General features: G+C 34.5%; 18 protein-coding genes and 1 riboswitch. Of the genes, 6 read left to right on the top strand and 12 right to left on the bottom strand.

Annotated elements, in window-relative coordinates; translation table 11 throughout:
- Nucleotides 1–36 precede the first annotated feature (36 nt).
- A complete protein-coding gene (locus ACFOZ1_RS01360) occupies nt 37–471 on the bottom strand; it encodes an Hsp20/alpha crystallin family protein (RefSeq protein WP_390195058.1) in 435 nt (144 codons plus the stop codon).
- A gap of 162 nt (nt 472–633) precedes the next feature.
- Nucleotides 634–753, top strand: a riboswitch (SAM riboswitch).
- A 73-nt stretch (nt 754–826) separates the two neighbouring features.
- On the opposite strand from ACFOZ1_RS01360, the gene ACFOZ1_RS01355 reads away from it, so the two are divergent.
- The 3 genes from ACFOZ1_RS01355 to ACFOZ1_RS01345 all read left to right on the top strand — a co-directional run bounded on the left by ACFOZ1_RS01355 (nt 827) and on the right by ACFOZ1_RS01345 (nt 4265).
- On the top strand, nt 827–2494 hold the full coding sequence (locus tag ACFOZ1_RS01355; RefSeq protein ID WP_390195056.1) for a PLP-dependent aspartate aminotransferase family protein: 1668 nt from the start codon (nt 827–829) through the stop codon (nt 2492–2494).
- Nucleotides 2495–2729: 235 nt separating this feature from the next.
- A complete protein-coding gene (locus ACFOZ1_RS01350; protein WP_390195055.1) occupies nt 2730–3650 on the top strand; it encodes a GDSL-type esterase/lipase family protein in 921 nt (306 codons plus the stop codon).
- Nucleotides 3651–3659: 9 nt separating this feature from the next.
- Nucleotides 3660–4265, top strand: a complete 606-nt coding sequence (locus ACFOZ1_RS01345) for a YpmS family protein (protein WP_390195053.1) — start codon at nt 3660–3662, stop codon at nt 4263–4265.
- Nucleotides 4266–4859: 594 nt separating this feature from the next.
- On the opposite strand, the gene ACFOZ1_RS01340 is transcribed toward ACFOZ1_RS01345, so the two are convergent.
- From ACFOZ1_RS01340 to ACFOZ1_RS01320, 5 genes are all read right to left on the bottom strand, one after another.
- Nucleotides 4860–5489 (bottom strand): response regulator, encoded by a 630-nt coding sequence (locus ACFOZ1_RS01340; RefSeq protein ID WP_390195051.1) that lies wholly within the window; start codon nt 5487–5489, stop codon nt 4860–4862.
- Nucleotides 5486–6517, bottom strand: a complete 1032-nt coding sequence (locus ACFOZ1_RS01335; protein ID WP_390195049.1) for a sensor histidine kinase — start codon at nt 6515–6517, stop codon at nt 5486–5488. The genes ACFOZ1_RS01340 and ACFOZ1_RS01335 overlap by 4 nt, the downstream gene beginning before the upstream one ends.
- Nucleotides 6514–7227: a cell wall-active antibiotics response protein LiaF gene (gene liaF / locus ACFOZ1_RS01330; RefSeq protein WP_390195047.1), complete on the bottom strand. Its 714-nt coding sequence runs from the start codon at nt 7225–7227 to the stop codon at nt 6514–6516. The genes ACFOZ1_RS01335 and liaF overlap by 4 nt, the downstream gene beginning before the upstream one ends.
- A 144-nt stretch (nt 7228–7371) precedes the next feature.
- Nucleotides 7372–8001 (bottom strand): PspA/IM30 family protein, encoded by a 630-nt coding sequence (locus ACFOZ1_RS01325; RefSeq protein ID WP_390195045.1) that lies wholly within the window; start codon nt 7999–8001, stop codon nt 7372–7374.
- Nucleotides 8002–8020: 19 nt separating this feature from the next.
- Nucleotides 8021–8335 (bottom strand): lmo0954 family membrane protein, encoded by a 315-nt coding sequence (locus tag ACFOZ1_RS01320; RefSeq protein WP_390195043.1) that lies wholly within the window; start codon nt 8333–8335, stop codon nt 8021–8023.
- 371 nt (nt 8336–8706) lie between these two features.
- Here ACFOZ1_RS01320 and ACFOZ1_RS01315 point away from each other — a divergent pair, with 371 nt between their 5' ends.
- Both ACFOZ1_RS01315 and ACFOZ1_RS01310 read left to right on the top strand, forming a co-directional pair.
- On the top strand, nt 8707–9129 hold the full coding sequence (locus tag ACFOZ1_RS01315) for a VOC family protein (RefSeq protein WP_390195041.1): 423 nt from the start codon (nt 8707–8709) through the stop codon (nt 9127–9129).
- 139 nt (nt 9130–9268) lie between these two features.
- The gene (locus ACFOZ1_RS01310; RefSeq protein WP_390195039.1) at nt 9269–9460 is read left to right on the top strand and encodes a DUF6366 family protein; all 192 of its coding nucleotides are present in this window, start codon (nt 9269–9271) and stop codon (nt 9458–9460) included.
- 313 nt (nt 9461–9773) lie between these two features.
- Here ACFOZ1_RS01310 and ACFOZ1_RS01305 read toward each other — a convergent pair whose 3' ends face one another.
- From ACFOZ1_RS01305 to ACFOZ1_RS01285, 5 genes are all read right to left on the bottom strand, one after another.
- Complete coding sequence (locus tag ACFOZ1_RS01305) at nt 9774–10346, bottom strand: hypothetical protein (protein WP_390195037.1); 573 nt, start codon at nt 10344–10346, stop codon at nt 9774–9776.
- Between the two features lie 258 nt (nt 10347–10604).
- Nucleotides 10605–11894, bottom strand: a complete 1290-nt coding sequence (locus ACFOZ1_RS01300) for a hemolysin family protein (RefSeq protein ID WP_390198008.1) — start codon at nt 11892–11894, stop codon at nt 10605–10607.
- 24 nt (nt 11895–11918) lie between these two features.
- Entirely contained in the window at nt 11919–12329 is a 411-nt protein-coding gene (locus tag ACFOZ1_RS01295) for a MerR family transcriptional regulator (RefSeq protein ID WP_390195035.1), read from the bottom strand.
- Between the two features lie 144 nt (nt 12330–12473).
- Nucleotides 12474–12758, bottom strand: a complete 285-nt coding sequence (locus tag ACFOZ1_RS01290; RefSeq protein WP_390195033.1) for a hypothetical protein — start codon at nt 12756–12758, stop codon at nt 12474–12476.
- Between the two features lie 197 nt (nt 12759–12955).
- A complete protein-coding gene (locus ACFOZ1_RS01285) occupies nt 12956–15115 on the bottom strand; it encodes a DNA topoisomerase III (RefSeq protein ID WP_390195032.1) in 2160 nt (719 codons plus the stop codon).
- A 761-nt stretch (nt 15116–15876) separates the two neighbouring features.
- On the opposite strand from ACFOZ1_RS01285, the gene ACFOZ1_RS01280 reads away from it, so the two are divergent.
- The gene (locus ACFOZ1_RS01280; RefSeq protein ID WP_390195030.1) at nt 15877–16320 is read left to right on the top strand and encodes a hypothetical protein; all 444 of its coding nucleotides are present in this window, start codon (nt 15877–15879) and stop codon (nt 16318–16320) included.
- 40 nt (nt 16321–16360) lie between these two features.
- On the opposite strand, the gene ACFOZ1_RS01275 is transcribed toward ACFOZ1_RS01280, so the two are convergent.
- Nucleotides 16361–16690, bottom strand: coding sequence for a hypothetical protein (locus ACFOZ1_RS01275; RefSeq protein ID WP_390195029.1), 330 nt, complete (start codon nt 16688–16690; stop codon nt 16361–16363).
- Between the last annotated feature and the right edge of the window lie 344 nt (nt 16691–17034).

Below are 17034 nucleotides of genomic sequence, written 5' to 3'. Positions count from 1 at the left end.
ACTAAAAAAAGGGATGGAAGCTATCAATGTATTGATTTATTTTTTCGGTATCCTCACTCGTAGAAGCCCGTTCGTAAATGTCGCCTTCATCTTGTCAATCTCTCCATCTGTTGGAATACGAATCGTTCTTTCCCTCAAGTATTCTTTTTGTTCTTTATGATAAAATCTATTTTGTTGGTCATACTGTTCTGTTTCTTCCTTGTGCACTATAGCAATCGTCATTGTTTTATCATTATACGTCACTTTAATTTGCTCTTTCTTCACATTTGGTATGTGCACATCGACAGTCCAATATGTGTCAAATTCTTTCTCTTCGATTGGAATCGCTATTTTTTGTTTGGATTGTTCAAAAAAATCATTCATCTGACTTAAAACGTCTTTTGTAGGATTCTCATATATTAATGCATCTAACTTGCGGACAATTGAAATTCCCCATTCAGGGATTAAGTTTTTACGTTCATTGTGATCCATTATTATCACCTACAATCATTATTTCTAATTAGTGTATGCACCTAAAAACGAAAAGCATAGGCAATTACCTCGACAAATTACTCAAATAATCAAATAATTCTGACAAAACAGTTGACGAATGGATAGGTTGTTGCTTATAATGTAAACAATTGAATCGAAACACTCTTATTTAGAGCGGCAGAGGGACTAGGCCCGTCGAAGCCCGGCAACCGTCAGCATAGATTATTCTAAGTTGAAATGGTGCTAATTCCTACAAGTGTATACGCACTTGGAAGATAAGAGGAGGCAAATATGACAAGACAACCTCTTCTTAAAAACTAAGAAGAGGTTTTTTATTATCCAGGAGGGGATTTCATTGACACATTCATTTAACATTACAGGAAACGAAACAACATTGCTACATGGCGGCCAACAAGTTGATCCAACAACTAATTCTCGTGCAGTGCCAATCTATCAAACTACTTCTTATGTATTTAACGATACAGAACATGCACAGAACTTATTCGCATTAGCAGAACCTGGTAACATTTATACTCGTATTATGAACCCAACTGTAGATGCATTTGAACAGCGAATCGCTCTACTTGAAGATGGCGTAGCAGCTGTTGCAACTTCTTCTGGTATGGCTGCAATTACAATGGCTATTTTGAACCTTGCCCATGCCGGTGATGAGATTATTGCAGATAGCAACTTGTATGGTGGTACATTCAATTTATTTAGTGTTACATTACCAAAATACGGTATTGACGTAAAATTTGTAGATGGAACAGATCCAGAGAATTTCCGTTCTGCAATTACAGAAAAGACAAAGGCAATCTTTGGTGAAGTGATTACAAATCCTAGTTTAAATGTTTTTGATATCGAGAAAGTAGCAGATATTGCACACGAAAATGGTATCCCACTAATTATTGATAATACATTTGCAACACCTTACTTATGTAAACCAATTCAATGGGGTGCTGACATTGTCGTTCATTCTGCTACAAAGTGGATAGGTGGACATGGTACAACAATCGGTGGAATCGTTGTAGATGGCGGGCGTTTCAACTGGAACAGCGACAAATTTCCAGGATTTACAGAACCAGATCATACGTATCATGGTATTCGATTTGGAATTGATATCGGCGCACCTGCATTTGCTATCAAATTGCGTGTACAATTACTACGTGATATCGGCGCGTGCTTAAGCCCACAAAATGCATTCTATTTCTTACAAGGACTAGAAACATTACACTTACGTATCGAGCGTCACAATGAGAATACACAAGCAGTTGCTGAATATTTGACGAAACATCCACAAATTGAATGGGTAACATATCCAGGTTTAGAAACACACCCATCACATGAAAAAGCGAAAAAATACTTAAAAGGTCAATTTGGTTCTATCATCACTTTTGGTATTAAAGGTGGTCGTGATGCCGGTCGCGCAATTATTGATCATATTACGTTATGGTCACATGTTGCAAATGTTGGTGATGCAAAATCGTTAATTATTCACCCTGCATCTACCACACACCAACAACTAAATAGTGAACAGCTAAAAACTGCTGGTGTAACGGAAGAATTAGTTCGTTTATCTGTCGGAATTGAGACAGTTGATGATATCATTCAAGATTTAGATCAAGCTATCGCTAAAGCAACAAATACTGAACCAACAGTACAACCTGATACTGAAAAAGCAATTAGTTGGGCACTTTCTTCAGCTTACGACCGTACAGATGGCGGTATTCGCGTAAAACAAATTGCTGTAATCGGGTCTAGTGAAGAAGCAACAGATACAATCAAATCTTTACGTAAAATTGGATTCCAAGTAACAGATGCAAGTGAAGCAGAAGGTGAGATTGATATTACATTAGTTGTTGATCCATCTAAGAAAGAGCTTGTGTCTCATCAATCTAAACTTGTTTGGTTCAGACATGAAGCTGATCAAACAATCAAACAACAAGCGGAAGCAAATGGACAAATTGTTGTGGAACACCGTTGTCCATTCCAAGAAGCAGACCGCTTACGTCGAGGAGAATAATTCTCCATAACCTTATGATATTTATCTCCCCAAGATAAATTAATTAAACCGTGAGTCATTAATTGATTCACGGTTTTTTCCTTTTTATGATATTATTTTAGCAACTATATTTTTTGAGTTTTCTATCCATCTACACATGTTAATCCAGTTTTTTGCATAAACTGACAGTGTAGAATCTAGTAAAATCGGGTATAGTTAATTTATACAAACGTTAATGTTACTGAAGGTGTGTACAATGAAAAAAAAGCAACGAATGCTCATTCTTACAATCACAAGTTTACTTGTATTAATACTAGGTATTTTCCTAGTTACAATAAATCAAAATGAAGAACAGATTCCTCCCACACAAGATGATACAACTGAAACGACCGAAGAGGAAGAAATTGAACAAGCAACCGAAGAGCAAGAATCTACTACAACAGGTGATATAGAAGAGACTGAAGAGACGAATGCATTTAAAGATACAGTTAAAGAAGTAGTAATAGATGCACTGAATTTCTTTAAAAAGGATACACATATCACTGCAATTGGTGACTCGCTCACTCAAGGTGTAGGTGATGAAACTGAGAATGGTGGGTATGTCGGTATATTAGAAGAACAATTTCGTGAAGCAGATGTTCAAGTAACGATTGATAACTTTGGAAAAAGAGGCAATCGCACAGATCAATTGTTAAAAAGATTAGAGAAAGAAGAAATCGTTGAATCCATCGAAGAGTCTCAAATTGTGTTAATTACAATTGGTGCAAATGATATTATGAAAATAGTAAAAGATAATTTTATGGATTTAACTGAAGAGCCATTTATACAAGAACAAGAACCATATAATGACAGGCTAACACAAATTATCGAACGTATCCAATCAATTAATAATGAAGCAGACATCTATCTTTTAGGTTTTTATAACCCTTTTGAGAAATATTTTAGCGATATTGAAGCACTCAACTCTATTTTAACTCGCTGGAATAATGAGAGTAGAGTTGTTGCTAATGAATTTGACAATGTAACGTATATCCCAATGGAGGATATTTATCAAAATCGAAGTGGAAATTTCTTTGCAGAAGACAATTTCCATCCCAACTATAATGGATATGAATTGATGGCTAATCGTGTATGGTCTTATTTGCAATCAAGTATGAACATCGACAACTCGCAGTAGGTGATAACAATGGAAGAGAAACGTATGATTAATTGGAAGAAACTCTTTATTATATTAGCAGTAATAAATGGCGCAGTACTACTCTCATTACTTCTTCTCATTAAGTGGCCAGTTAATGAAGAAGATTATCCTGAAAAAACTTTCTTAGAGGATCAATCTGGTGCTGAATTTACTATTAAATCAAGTAAAGAAAATCTAACGCAACTTGTAAATGCATATATCGATAAATTAATGAAAGATAAAAATGATCAGTATAGTGTATCGTTTGATGAAGAAGTGCATCTTATGGGAACAATTGAAGCTTTTTTTACAGAAGTGCCAGTAAAAATCACATTTGTGCCGATTGTACAAGAAAATGGTGACATTATTCTTCAATCTGAGGAAATGTCTCTAGGATTATTGCGTTTACCTCAAGATAAAATATTGAAATATGTGAATGACAAAATTGATACACCAGAATGGGTCGTCATTAATCCTAAAGAGGAATCCATTTATATTGCATTAACACAAATGGAATTAAAAAGTAACTTCAAAGTACGTGCACAGCAAATTGATTTAAAAAATGATAATATTACTTTCCGTATCAAAGTACCAAATGAAACGCTTGGTCTATAACAACTAAGAAGACTTGATACTTGAATCATGAATATTGTTCTTCACATAAGCCACGAACTATGCCATATGTGTTTTATGGCAATAAAAAGATGATATTCAATTAATAATGGTGAAATGAATGATGTGCGTATAACCGCTCCGGCTTGCCCACTCCCCTTTCCATGGGCTTTTTCCTTCAGCTAACTTTTTCACGCACAAACCGCATGAAAAAGTGGATCTTCAGGAAAAAGAATCCCATAGGAGTGGGAGTGGGCGCCTATGCTAATGGAAGTTCTACAATGTTTAGAAGTGCTGGCATTTGGGTTTGTTACGAATATGAACTGTAATCTAATGACACAATCTTAGTTGATATGAAAAAAGTCAACATTGTTATAAATACTTCAATCGTAGAGTAAAAAAAGCGTAGGTGTCCGTTTCCACTCCTGTGGGATGTTTTTACCCTAAGATCCACTTTTTTAGTGCCCTTTACTAAAAAAGTTAGCTTAGGGTAAAAACCCACGGAAAGGGAAACGGACAAGCCGGAGCGGTTGCCAAGCACATACAAAATTTAAAAACCGTCAGATAAAGTTATATATCACTTTTGTTGCTTTTGATTTACTTTAATCCATTTCGATAGCAATACACTGCTGCTTGGGTACGATCTTGTACTTGTAATTTACTTAATATATTACTCACATGGACCTTCGTTGTTTTTAATGCGATATATAACTCATCTGCAATTTCTTGATTTGACTTTCCATCTGCTATTAAGAGAAGGATCTCCATTTCGCGATTCGTCAATGCTTCATGGAGATTGGTTGATTTCGGTTGCCTGAAATTTTTCATCATTTTGGCTGTTACTTCTTTTTCTAAAACAGATTCTCCATTGTATGTATCTCGAATAGCATTAGCAATAACATCTGCTTTAGATGTTTTAAGAATATAGCTCGTTGCACCAGCTTCTAATGCAGGATATACCTTATCATCATCAATAAAGCTAGTCACAATAAGAATTTTTGCTTCAGACCATTGTTCTACAATTCTTCTTGTTGCTTCAATGCCATCCATTTCTTCCATGACTAAATCCATTAAAATGACATCAGGTCGCAGTTCAAGTGCTAAATCAATCGCTTTTCGGCCATTGTCTGCTTCTGCAATTACTTCCATATCTGGTTGTGTCGATAAAAATGCACTCACACCTATTCTTACCATCTCATGATCATCCACAAAAAGTACACGAATCATATACGATCCTCCTCTATACACGGAACACGTACTTCCAATTTAGTTCCTTCATTTGGTATGCTGACAATATGAATATGTCCACCTATTTCTTCTACTCGTTCTTTCATATTTGTCATTCCATATGAATCTACCTTTGTTTCCTCCATATTGAAGCCAATCCCATTATCTTTCACTCGCAAAATCACAAACTGATCACGCACAATACATAAAATATCAATTACTTCTGCTTTCGCATGACGTAATGCATTCGATAAGGCTTCCTGCAATACACGGAATAAATGATCTTCTACCCCTTTATTTACATAGACATCTTCAATTTTATAGGAAATAGTTATTGGAACTTTTGCTTGTAACTCTTGCAATAATTGTTCCATTCCTTCTTTTAACGTCTTATCTCTTAAAGCAACAGGCCTTAAGTGCAATAGAAGTGCGCGCATTTCTAGTTGCGCTTGTTGGATAATTGTTTCAATTTGTTCTAGTTGTCTTGTTGTTTGTTCATTTTTACCCGTATTTGTTGCATTCACTGCAGATACTAACATCGATGCTGCAAATAATTCTTGGCTAACAGAATCATGTAATTCTCTTGCCAATCGATTTCGTTCTTCTGAAATGACTTGATTCATTTTTTCTTCATAATCGTTCGCTCTGTCTTCAATTAATTTCTGTGCGCGTATGGTTTGTTGTTGAATATAATGCTGTAATTCTCTCAATTTATCTTGAACTACCACCATATCTTCAAATGATGGGTTATCCGAAAAGGTTTGGTTTTTTACAATCATAGAAAGATTTTTTTCTAAGTAATCCACACGTTTTTGCACAATGATTGATGTAATCACACCAATGGAAATGCCAAATAAAACCGTAAGTATTGGGACAATGATAATAAATGGTACTTCTAATACTTTCACTTCCCACAAAACGGATATCTTCTCTAATGGAAAGGCCAGATAATAGAGAAAACTAATAAATAGCAAAAAGGTAAATGTTAATGTAATACTTATCGCAATTAATCGACTGTATATTTTCATCCGCGCTTCACCTCAAGCTTTCCAATCCATACTTGAGTATATATACGCACCCTTTGAATCGATGTATCATAACCTTCTGATTTCATTTGTATATTTCGATTAAATCCATATTGTAATTCTTGATCAAAAACAACTGTATCTCCATACAATACGGAATGATCGATAATTACCTCTATTTCATATGGCACGATAATGGTGACTTTCCCAACAATTTGTCTAATGATTATTGTTGCTTCATCTGGCAATACTGTATTATTTAAATCTATTGTAATATCACTAACAATAGATTGAATGTTAATATCTTCCCAAACGTAAGCATGTGCACCTTGATGTATTGAGCCGAACCATTTGTTTCCATATAACTTTCCATTCTCTCTATTCGCTTCTTTTGTAGTTGGAATACAAATAGGCCCTTGTTGCTCTTGCCTTCTTTTGTACCATTTCCAAAATAAATAAATGACGATTACTAATAACAGAAATCTAACCGCAAATGTGTTTAAAATTGTGATAAATAAAAAGAACGCACCACCCCAAAACAATACCTTCCCTGTTGTTTTGTAGTAACGCTTCCGACCGTAATAGATAGCAATAGAAGCGGTAATAACAATAAATAGTAGTCCAGTTTCAATAAAAATAAACTCAATAAAAAACAAAATACATCCAATAATAACTATTAGATGAATCCATTCTGATTTTGATTTATTTTTCATTATACCGCCCCTATCTAACTTATTTATATGTAAAAAAAGTGTTGCCGCTAACATACAGTTTTTCCATGTTAGCAGCATAAAATTTCTATATTTCATCGCATTTTCGCATTATTCTATTTCATACTATATCAGAATACCATGTTTTTAGTTAGAGTTAGAAGCCTTTTTTTCTAGTTCAGCAAATCTTGCATCTAGTGTATGCAAGCGATATTCTGAGTGCACACGTTGCTCAATTCTTTCGATATAACTTTCTAATTCTGCAAACTTGGATGCGCTTTTGGAGATCAATTCTGTTTCTAGCACTTTATTCATTCCTTGTTTTGTACGTGCAATATTCTCTCTGCTTCTTAATTCAAGGCGTTTTACATATAAATCTTTTAATTTTTGTTTCATTTGCACATATTTTGTTTCTACTTGTTCCAAATCTTTAATTGCTTGTACTTCCATTGATTCTAATTGTTCCACACGTTTGTTGAATTGATCCACTTCTAATTGCACTTCATTTGCAAGCTCTGTTTCTTCCATAGATACTGCTAAATCATACTGACGATTACGTTTTTCTTTCATTAATTTTGCTTGGCTAAGTTCACGTGAAATATCATGTTTTATTTCATATTGTTTTTCTACTAATCGTTTGATTTTTTTTACTTCATTTTCGCATTCACGAATATATTGATTTACGTGTGCAATTGGATTTTTTTCTTCTTTTTGATCAACTAATTCATGTAGATCAGCTACAATGGAATCTTTAATACGTGTAAATAAGTTTGACATTTTTCATTCCTCCGATTTTTTAAAGTTTGTCCCAATTTAAATTTGTATATGTTGCATTGGTTTTCTCTTTTTTCCATTTTTTATATGTGTAATAAAGTACTACGAATGCTACCACACCAATCAATGCAGGTATGTTTGACAACGAGATGGAAGCACCTATAAGTATGACGATTGCCCACAATACTTTGGAACTTGTTGCGGCTGCTAATATGAATTTTCTTACTCCGTAATACGCAATAGCTATACTTATTGCTAACATAATCATCGGTCCAATATTCACAAGTACAGTGATACCTGCGATGACACCTAAACAAATGAGTAAAAATGTTTTCATTTGTGTTCCCTCCTTCCATATCTCTATATTAGCTTGTCCCGCTCTTTTTCATAACAGGCCTAAGACATAAATTAACTAAGACCTAAGACGTATTATCAAAAGCGGAAATGCCCGTTAAGAAACGCAGGGACTGGAACGCATCAAACAAAAATAAAGGAATCACGATGAGGAACGAATCGATGATGACTTATTTGATGGTTGATTCGTGAAGTCACCTAGTTTCTGGGCGCTTCCGCTAGCCGGTTCAAAAGCGACAACGCCCGTTAAGAAACGTAGGGACTGTAGGGAAACAAACAAAGTAATTAGAGATTTTATGTTAAAATAAAAATCAAGATTAGACAATGTTTCACACAAATTTTTGGAGGGGCAAAATGAAATCACGAATTCCCGTCATTACATTGGGAGTAGATGATTTGAAAAGATCCTTGGAATTTTATCAAACCGGACTTGGACTTCCAACTCAAGGTATCATAGGCAAAAAATCTGAACATGGAGCAGTTGCTTTCTTTGATTTACAACCTGGTTTCAAGCTTGGCATTTGGAAACGGAAAGACATCGCTCATGATACAAAAATTGGCCAAACACCAATAACTCCAACTGAATTTACTATTGGTCACAATGTTGCTACTAAAGAAGATGTCAATCTCATCATGGAACAAGCTGGGAAGGATGGTGCAGTCATTACAGTTCCAGCACACGATACCTTTTGGGGTGGGTACTCTGGATATTTTCAGGATCCAGATCATCATTTGTGGGAAGTTGTTTGGAATCCAGAATGGGAAAATTTCGAATGAAGTTAAGTAGATATCCTCTTTGACTGATTTACCATTTAATAATTAAAAGCTGTTTTCTAAAGGATTGTTGTTTTCTGATCGAATATTTGGTAAATTGCTATAATATGTTAAAATATAGAAAAACGGGAGGGGCATGCACATGAGTAAAGATAAAGAAACGCCTGAAGATAGAAGAGAAAGAATGAGACAAATAGAATTAAAAAATTCTTCAAGTAGTATTCACGGAAGCACCCTTTCTGATTTAGTGGGTAGTTTGGGCTGGAAGGGTACAGGAATACTTATTCTTGTAGTCATAATAGCTTTTATTGTCGTATCCATATTCTTAAAGTAAGACTTGCTATAGTGATTAAAATTTTACGTATCCAATAAAAAGCAGTAGAGATGCGTATTTTAAGTCGTTGGGTGATTTTTCGTAAGGTGTATCGTGAGCCTAAAAATGTGATATCAATTAGATCACTGAATGTTTCCTTGCAATCTTTAATTAACGAGTACGATATTCTCTATTATGTCTTACAAATGTATTTCCACACTAAAAAGCCAATACCGAAAAAAATCATGCCATTTGCTCTGTTTTTGGTAATTAGCTGAACTCTTCAATCAACCTACTTAAAAAAGCGCTCAGAAAATTTTCTGAGCACTTTTAATTATGTTGCCATTTTCTTATGCCATGCTTGTGGAATTTGTTGCATAGCACCTTGCTTTTGTAGATACGTTCTTAACCCGCCATGGTATATTAACGTTAACTCTTGCCATTCTTTCAAATCTTGTGGTCTTGTTAAACACGCAGGTTTTGCATCTGTATAAATACCTGCTTCATGCAAAATTGTCGCAACAAACTCTGAACAGAAGAAAGCTCGATCTCGGTTCCATTCTAAATTAAATAATACACCTATAAGTCCTAATAAATTATACCGATAATAATCTGTTCTTGCTTCCATTTGTTTGACACGACTTCTGAGTATTTCATATGTTTCTTCTGTGATAGTTAGTTGGTATATCGCGCAAGTTGCATTACTGAAAAATGATCCTCTTACATTCTCTTGTACAAATCCACCGCTCCACGGATTATACGGTTGCTTTCGTCCAAAGCTATACACTTCATTTAAATGTTCATCAAAGCTAATCGATGCATGATTCAAATTTGATTTTGTAAATAAGTTAATTACCCTTGATAATAGCGTTCCTGTATCCGTGAAAAGAAGATATACCTTTCTCACCTTCCATATCACCATCCTTTAAATTGCCAATCTTATCTAGATAGATTGCCATAAAGTGTTACGATTTCATTCACATAATTAGAAAAAAATGCAAATCAGTATGTATTATAACTATAGTACAACATGAAACGTTGTGCAAGATAGTTTTTAAAATTGGTGTGTAATTACCATATTTTGAGCTAACATTCGAATTAGTGTATGTATTACTCAAATTATATTAAAAATTCGGAGTAGTAAGTCTACTCCGAATTTGTTCATCTATGCAAAATTGACCTGATCTTGATCATTTTGCATTATTCTATTATGATTTTTCTCTACTTTTACCTTTTTTACTCGTCTATTTGAAACATCATCTACTATTATTTTCACATATTCATAATCAAAATGATCGCCAACTTCTGGTATTGCTTCGAAATTCTCGATAATCCATCCACCTAATGTGTGATAGGTACTTTCAGGAGTGACGATTCCAATATATTCTGCAAACTCATCTAATTGGCACTGTGCATCAAATGTAAAGCTGTTTTCATCGATTTGCGTCATTGCATTTGTCTTTTCATCTTGTTCATCCCAGATTTCACCAACGATTTCTTCTAACACATCCTCTAATGTAAGAAGTCCAGAAGTGCCGCCAAATTCATCTACAACAATTGCCATATGCACCTTTTCTCTTTGCAATTGTGGTAGTAATGATGAGATTTTCATTGATTCGACAACAAACAATGGCTCTCGAATTAATTCACGAATATTCACATCTTTATATTTAATCACATGTGTTAAAAATTCCTTTTCCGATAAAATCCCAATAATATTATCAATACTGTCTTCATATACAGGGATCCTAGAGAAACGCTCTTCGAAGAAAATTGTCTTAATCTCCTCGATCGATTGTTCTACATTAATAGCTATCATGTCAATTCTTGGTGTTAATATTTCTGCTGCAATTGTGTCATCAAAGTCCATGGAACGGTGAATTAATGCTCGCTCCTCCTTATCAATAACACCTTCTTCTTCACTTATATCTAACATCACTTTAATCTCTTCTTCTGTAACAGATGGCATTGGGTCATTTTTAGCAAATAACCTTGATGCTAACTTCTTCAGTTGCATGAAAAGGAAATTAATTGGTGTTAATACTTTGATTAATATAAATAACACCCCAGAAATAAGTAAAGAGTATGATTCTGCATGCTCTTTCGCAAGTGACTTCGGTAAAATCTCACCAAAAATTAAAATAAGAATTGTCATGACAACAGTACTTATCACTAATCCATAGTTCTCTCCAAATAACTCACTTGCTAGCGCTGCGGAAATACTTGCTGCAGCAATATTTACAATATTATTACCAATCAGAATTGTTGATAATGTGCTGTCAAAATTCTCTGCTAAGTGAAGTGCTTTTTTACTTCCTTTTCTAGCTTCTTCTACAAGGTTTTTCAACCTTATTTTATTCACACTCGAAAAGGCTGTTTCTGCTGATGAGAAGAAAGCTGACAACAGAATTAATGTAACTAATAAAACAATCGAACTCAGTGGTATATCGTCCAACAATTTCACTCTCCTATTATTTTTTTATGTGGAAAAAAGCAGCAATGTTTGCATTAATTCAGTTGACTTATCATGCAATGTGCTTTTCACATTAACTTGTGTTGGTGATTCCAATTTATTTAATACGTGATAAAATGCTTCTAATTCCAATTGCAATGTATGCATTTTCATAATCACATCTTCTTTTTGTAATAGTATGTCATCCCAATTCAGTTCATTCATATCCATTACTTGTTTTTTTTCTTTGATTTCTGCAAGACTTAAATTCCATTCTTTGCATTTCTCAATAAACTGTAAATCTTGGAGTGTCTTTTCGTTATACACTCTGTAATTAGAGCTATTCTTTTCACACTCTAACAAACCTAAATTCGTATAATAATCAATCGTGCGTTTTGATACATTCGCAACTGTTGCTAGTTCACCAATTCGATACACCTTCCCAATATGATCACCTCGAGACAATTATACTCGAACATAACCGAACTGTACAGTTAAACGTTATTGTTTTCAAATAAAAAAAGAGAAGCAACCAACACCTAATGTGTTCGTTCTTCTCTTCTTCTAGATTATATAAAAATATTAGCTATTGTCTTCTGTTCCTTCAATTTCCGTATCTTCCTCTACTTCACCATTATCTTCTTCTGGCTCTGTCATTTCCTCTTCTGCTGTGTCTTGATCCATTGAGTTATCTTCTTCCATTGTGTTATCCTCTTCTACAGCTGGAGCTTCTTCATCTGTCGCTGGTGTCTCTTGCATTGGTGCATCTTCTGCTGGCATCTCCTCATCTGTATCTCCACATGCTGTTAATAAACCAAATGATACAATAGATGCTCCTACTAATGTGATTAATTTTTTATTTTTCATTTTCTATTCCTCCTAGTATGTTGTTAGATAACTAATACCCGTGAGAAAAAGAATAAATCATAAATAGAGTACTTTTAACTGTTTCGTAATACAACCCTAACATTAGCAACGTTTATGAAAATAAGTTGCAACAATGTCATCATTTATTTACAGTTTACTTTTTTAAGCAATTTACAACCTATGTTGCCCCCTTCATCCTATTTTTTCAATTTTTTTAATGCATCTGCTAATGCTGTATTTACAAAGTCATCCTCTTGTTTCTTAAGATATTTATTCACATCACGCTTTGTCGCCTTGTTTTGACCTTGCTTATTTTTTCTTTTCTGGAAGTTTGATAATTTTTCTCGATAGCCACAGCTACAAGAGAAAGTCTGTGCATCGCCTTGTCCTCTAAGTTCCATACGTTTGTGACAATTCGGACAGCGGGCATTTGTTTTCTTCGCAATTGGCTTACGCTCGCCACATTCTCGATCTTGGCACACGAGCATACGTCCCTTTTTCCCATTCACTTCTAACATTAATTTCCCACAACTCGGACATTTCGTTCCTGTCACATTGTCATGTTTAAACTTCTGCTCTGTATTCTTAACCTCGTGTACGATTTGTTTTGTATATGTTTTAATTTCTTTAATAAATACATCTTTCTTCAATTTTCCACTTGCAATTTGAGCAAGCTGTTCTTCCCATTTTGCTGTTAATACTGGTGAGCGCAATTCTTCTGGTACAAGCTCTAATAATTGCTTCCCTTTTGAAGTAACATATAAATATTGACCCTTCTTTTCTACATAAAAAGTATGGAATAATTTCTCGATAATATCTGCTCGTGTCGCAACAGTTCCTAGTCCACCTGTTTGTTTCAGTGTTTGCTTTTCTTTCTCTTCGCCTTTTTCTAGAAATTTCGTTGGATTTTCCATTGCTTCAAGTAACGTGCCTTCAGTAAGGCGTTGTGGTGGCTGTGTTTCTCCTTTTACTAAAGTTATTACAGCACCTTTTATGACATCTCCGTCTTTCAAGCCACTAATTGTTTGTACATTCTCTTTTTCTTCATTTTGAAACAATTGTTTAAAACCTAGTTGAATCATTCGATTACCTGTTGCGTATAATTTCTCTCCATTGATTTCTGCCTCCACTCGCACTTGTTCATATTCGTATGGTGGTAGTAACACAGCTAAAAATCGTTTAATGACTAAATCATATATTTTTCTTTCTTGGTCTGTAAATTTAGACAAGTACACAGGCTCTTCTGTTGGGATGATGGCATGATGATCTGAGACTTTCTTATCATCCACAAATGACTTATTTGCTTTTATTTGTTTGCTTTTAATTTGATTCGCAATCAATGCGTATTCTCCAATCCCACAACTGGAGACTCGTTCTTTTAATGTTGGGACAATATCTGTTGAGATATATTTGGAATCCGTACGTGGATATGTTAATACTTTATGCTGCTCATATAACTTTTGCATAATGGACAGTGTTTGCTTACCAGAGAAGCCAAAAATCCTGTTTGCATCACGTTGTAAGTCTGTTAAATCATAGAGTGTCGGTGCAAATTGCTTTTTAAGCTTTGTTTCGACTTTCTTTATAGATAAATCATTCGCACTCACTTTTCGTTTTAACTCATTCGCGCTTTGTTCTGAGAATATACGAGACTCTCCTTTATGGTTTTTCCACAGAAAAGTGATTCCATTTGTTGTTTTAGCTTGTAATTGGTAATATTTCTTTGGTTGGAAGTGTTTAATTTCCTCTTCTCTTGCTGCAATCATTGCTAAAGTCGGTGTTTGTACACGTCCACAATTTAATTGTGCATTAAATTTCGTAGTTAATGCGCGTGTAGCATTTAATCCCACATACCAATCTGCTTCCGAACGCGCTACAGCTGATTGGTACAGATTTTCATACATATACCCTGGTTTTAATTGTTTAAAGCCTTGTTTAATTGCTTGATCTGTTACAGAGGAAATCCATAGACGTTGTACAGGTTTATGAACACGAGCTTTTGCAAGTATCCATCTTGCAACAAGTTCCCCCTCACGTCCCGCATCTGTCGCAATCACAATATCTTTTACATCTTTTCTCATTAATTGTGTCTTCACTGTCTGAAATTGTTTTCCTGTCTGTTTAATGACAACTAATTTCAAATCTTCTGGTAGCATTGGTAAATCTTCTAATTTCCATGTTTTATATTTATCATCATAATTTTCTGGATCCTGTAATGTAACCAAATGCCCTAACGCCCATGTAACGATATACTGTGAACCTTCCATATATCCATTGGCTTTTTTAGTACATTGAAGTACTCTTGCTATATCTCTTCCTACAGAAGGCTTTTCTGCGATTACTACTGTTTTACTCAAACTATCCAATCCTTCCTTTGACTAGTATATTTCTACTTTAGCTTAATCCGAAGAGAAAAACAAAATCTGCAATTATCCTATAATTTGATTATGAAATTGGATTCCTTTCAAATCATACGACTTCATTTTTCCCATACGAGAGACGGCAAAACTCATCTATTTTCACTCTGTTCGAGGCAGGTTTTTCGGCGACTACTTCCATGTAAAGTATAGCGCACTATACTTTACTACGTAAAGGTGCGCTCTGCCGAGGGCTGTTTCAGCTTTCGCCGAGCCCTACTTGAGCATGGCAAAACCTTGGGCTTCTCGTCCAAACCTAGCCAACGTAGCACGTTGAATCGCCCCTGTCTTCAACGGCTCGAAAAATGAGATTTTCTACAATGCCAAGAGGATTAGGACTATTGCAATTTGTCAACGCCTTTTCGTTCCTCTACCACGACAAGCCATTGACAAATACACAAATACTGCGTTGAAACCATAAACAGACTAACATCCAAAATGAATGGAATCTTTTTACTTTATCTTTCCATCCATTTTTAAAGAATCTCCCTAATTATTATACTAAATGGTAAAATATACATTGTCGAACTTAGCTAAATTATATTTTTTAGAAAAGAGGAGAAAGAATAAAATTTTTAAAGAAAATGTTTTTAGGTGTTATAGTTATCGCGTTCTTATTCACTTTGTTACCACATTAGAGTGAAGCAGCAACTTATAAACCAGGAGATATTTTTATCACCAAATCAACATCAGCGAAGGGAGTGACAGGTCATGTAGGAATTGCAATTGATTCAAAAACAATATTGCACACTTCAGGCAGAAAGGGAGAACCTTATCCTTTAGCAATTTCAATAAAGGATTGGGGAAAAAGATACTCAAAAACAAAAGTAATTCGTCCTAATTCATCATCACTAGGAGAAAAAGCTGCTACAATGGCGAAGAAATACTTTAAAGGCAAAAAAATATCCTATAACATTCCTTCAGCAACACTAAAAGGTTCTAAATATACTTATTGCAGTCAACTAGTATGGAAATCATATTACAAAGCAGGAAAATCTTACGAGACGGCGTCCCAAATAGGTAACGCAGGGAGATTAACTTGGAAAGTCCCTTTAAAAATATTACCCTATGATTTTAGCAATAAGACATATGTAAAACATAATGGCTTTAAATTTGTTAAAAGCACATGGGGAAAAGTCCAATAGAAGAATAAAAAGAGAGCCCAGCAATACTAGGGCTCTCTTTTTATTCTTCTATTGGATCTTCATATTCATCGCTTTCCAACTGATAAGGATAAGAAGATTCTAGTATAACTTTATCTTCTTTTGTGTCTTTATAATAATAATATATATTTTCATCATCTTTGAATCTAACAGAGACCTGAAAATTTTTATCCCCTTCTATATTTGCAATCAAAGGAGTTAACATAACGATATCATCTTCATTTACACCAGTAAACAACAAGTAATCTTCTACATCATTTTTCAAAGAAACTTTTTTAAATGTCACATATCCATATATACTCATAACAATAAGCAAAACTATTATCCCAAAAATCAACAGTCCTTTTTTCATAAAATCAACCTCGTTTTATTTGTTTATATATCATTTTCCCAACATGTTCATTCTCATGATAAGCCTTAAACACCACTGCATTTTCGTCTATCAATTGTTGCTCTAATTCCTTAACCTCTTTAGCAGTCAATGACTTCTCAGATGGCTTGATTAATCCTCTCGATTGAAAAAACAGCTTCTTGTTTTTCTTTTTTGTACTGAACCCATAAAGTTACCACTATTTTATTTTACTAAGAAGTTAGAAGTTAAGTTATACCGTGGAACGGACACTCATCTTATCTTTTATACTCTTACGCATTACTCGTGTTTTTCATATGAACGTCAAATATACGACCATTTAATTC

The sequence above is a fragment of the Gracilibacillus marinus genome, assembly GCF_042651725.1.
GTDB lineage: Bacteria > Bacillota > Bacilli > Bacillales > Amphibacillaceae > Gracilibacillus > Gracilibacillus marinus.
Note: the sequence above shows the minus strand (reverse complement) of the source record. Positions and strands in the feature narration are given on the sequence as shown.

Excerpts from the sequence above, each read along its gene's own strand:
- ACFOZ1_RS01320 (WP_390195043.1), bottom strand. The coding sequence starts at position 8,335 with ATGAAAACATTTTTACTCATTTGTTTAGGTGTCATCGCAGGTATCACT.
- ACFOZ1_RS01275 (WP_390195029.1), bottom strand. The coding sequence starts at position 16,690 with ATGAAAAAAGGACTGTTGATTTTTGGGATAATAGTTTTGCTTATTGTT.
- ACFOZ1_RS01360 (WP_390195058.1), bottom strand. The coding sequence starts at position 471 with ATGGATCACAATGAACGTAAAAACTTAATCCCTGAATGGGGAATTTCA.
- ACFOZ1_RS01290 (WP_390195033.1), bottom strand. The coding sequence starts at position 12,758 with ATGAAAAATAAAAAATTAATCACATTAGTAGGAGCATCTATTGTATCA.
- ACFOZ1_RS01325 (WP_390195045.1), bottom strand. The coding sequence starts at position 8,001 with ATGTCAAACTTATTTACACGTATTAAAGATTCCATTGTAGCTGATCTA.
- liaF (WP_390195047.1), bottom strand. The coding sequence starts at position 7,227 with ATGAAAAATAAATCAAAATCAGAATGGATTCATCTAATAGTTATTATT.
- ACFOZ1_RS01315 (WP_390195041.1), top strand. The coding sequence starts at position 8,707 with ATGAAATCACGAATTCCCGTCATTACATTGGGAGTAGATGATTTGAAA.
- ACFOZ1_RS01350 (WP_390195055.1), top strand. The coding sequence starts at position 2,730 with ATGAAAAAAAAGCAACGAATGCTCATTCTTACAATCACAAGTTTACTT.
- ACFOZ1_RS01310 (WP_390195039.1), top strand. The coding sequence starts at position 9,269 with ATGAGTAAAGATAAAGAAACGCCTGAAGATAGAAGAGAAAGAATGAGA.
- ACFOZ1_RS01345 (WP_390195053.1), top strand. The coding sequence starts at position 3,660 with ATGGAAGAGAAACGTATGATTAATTGGAAGAAACTCTTTATTATATTA.
- ACFOZ1_RS01340 (WP_390195051.1), bottom strand. The coding sequence starts at position 5,489 with ATGATTCGTGTACTTTTTGTGGATGATCATGAGATGGTAAGAATAGGT.
- ACFOZ1_RS01335 (WP_390195049.1), bottom strand. The coding sequence starts at position 6,517 with ATGAAAATATACAGTCGATTAATTGCGATAAGTATTACATTAACATTT.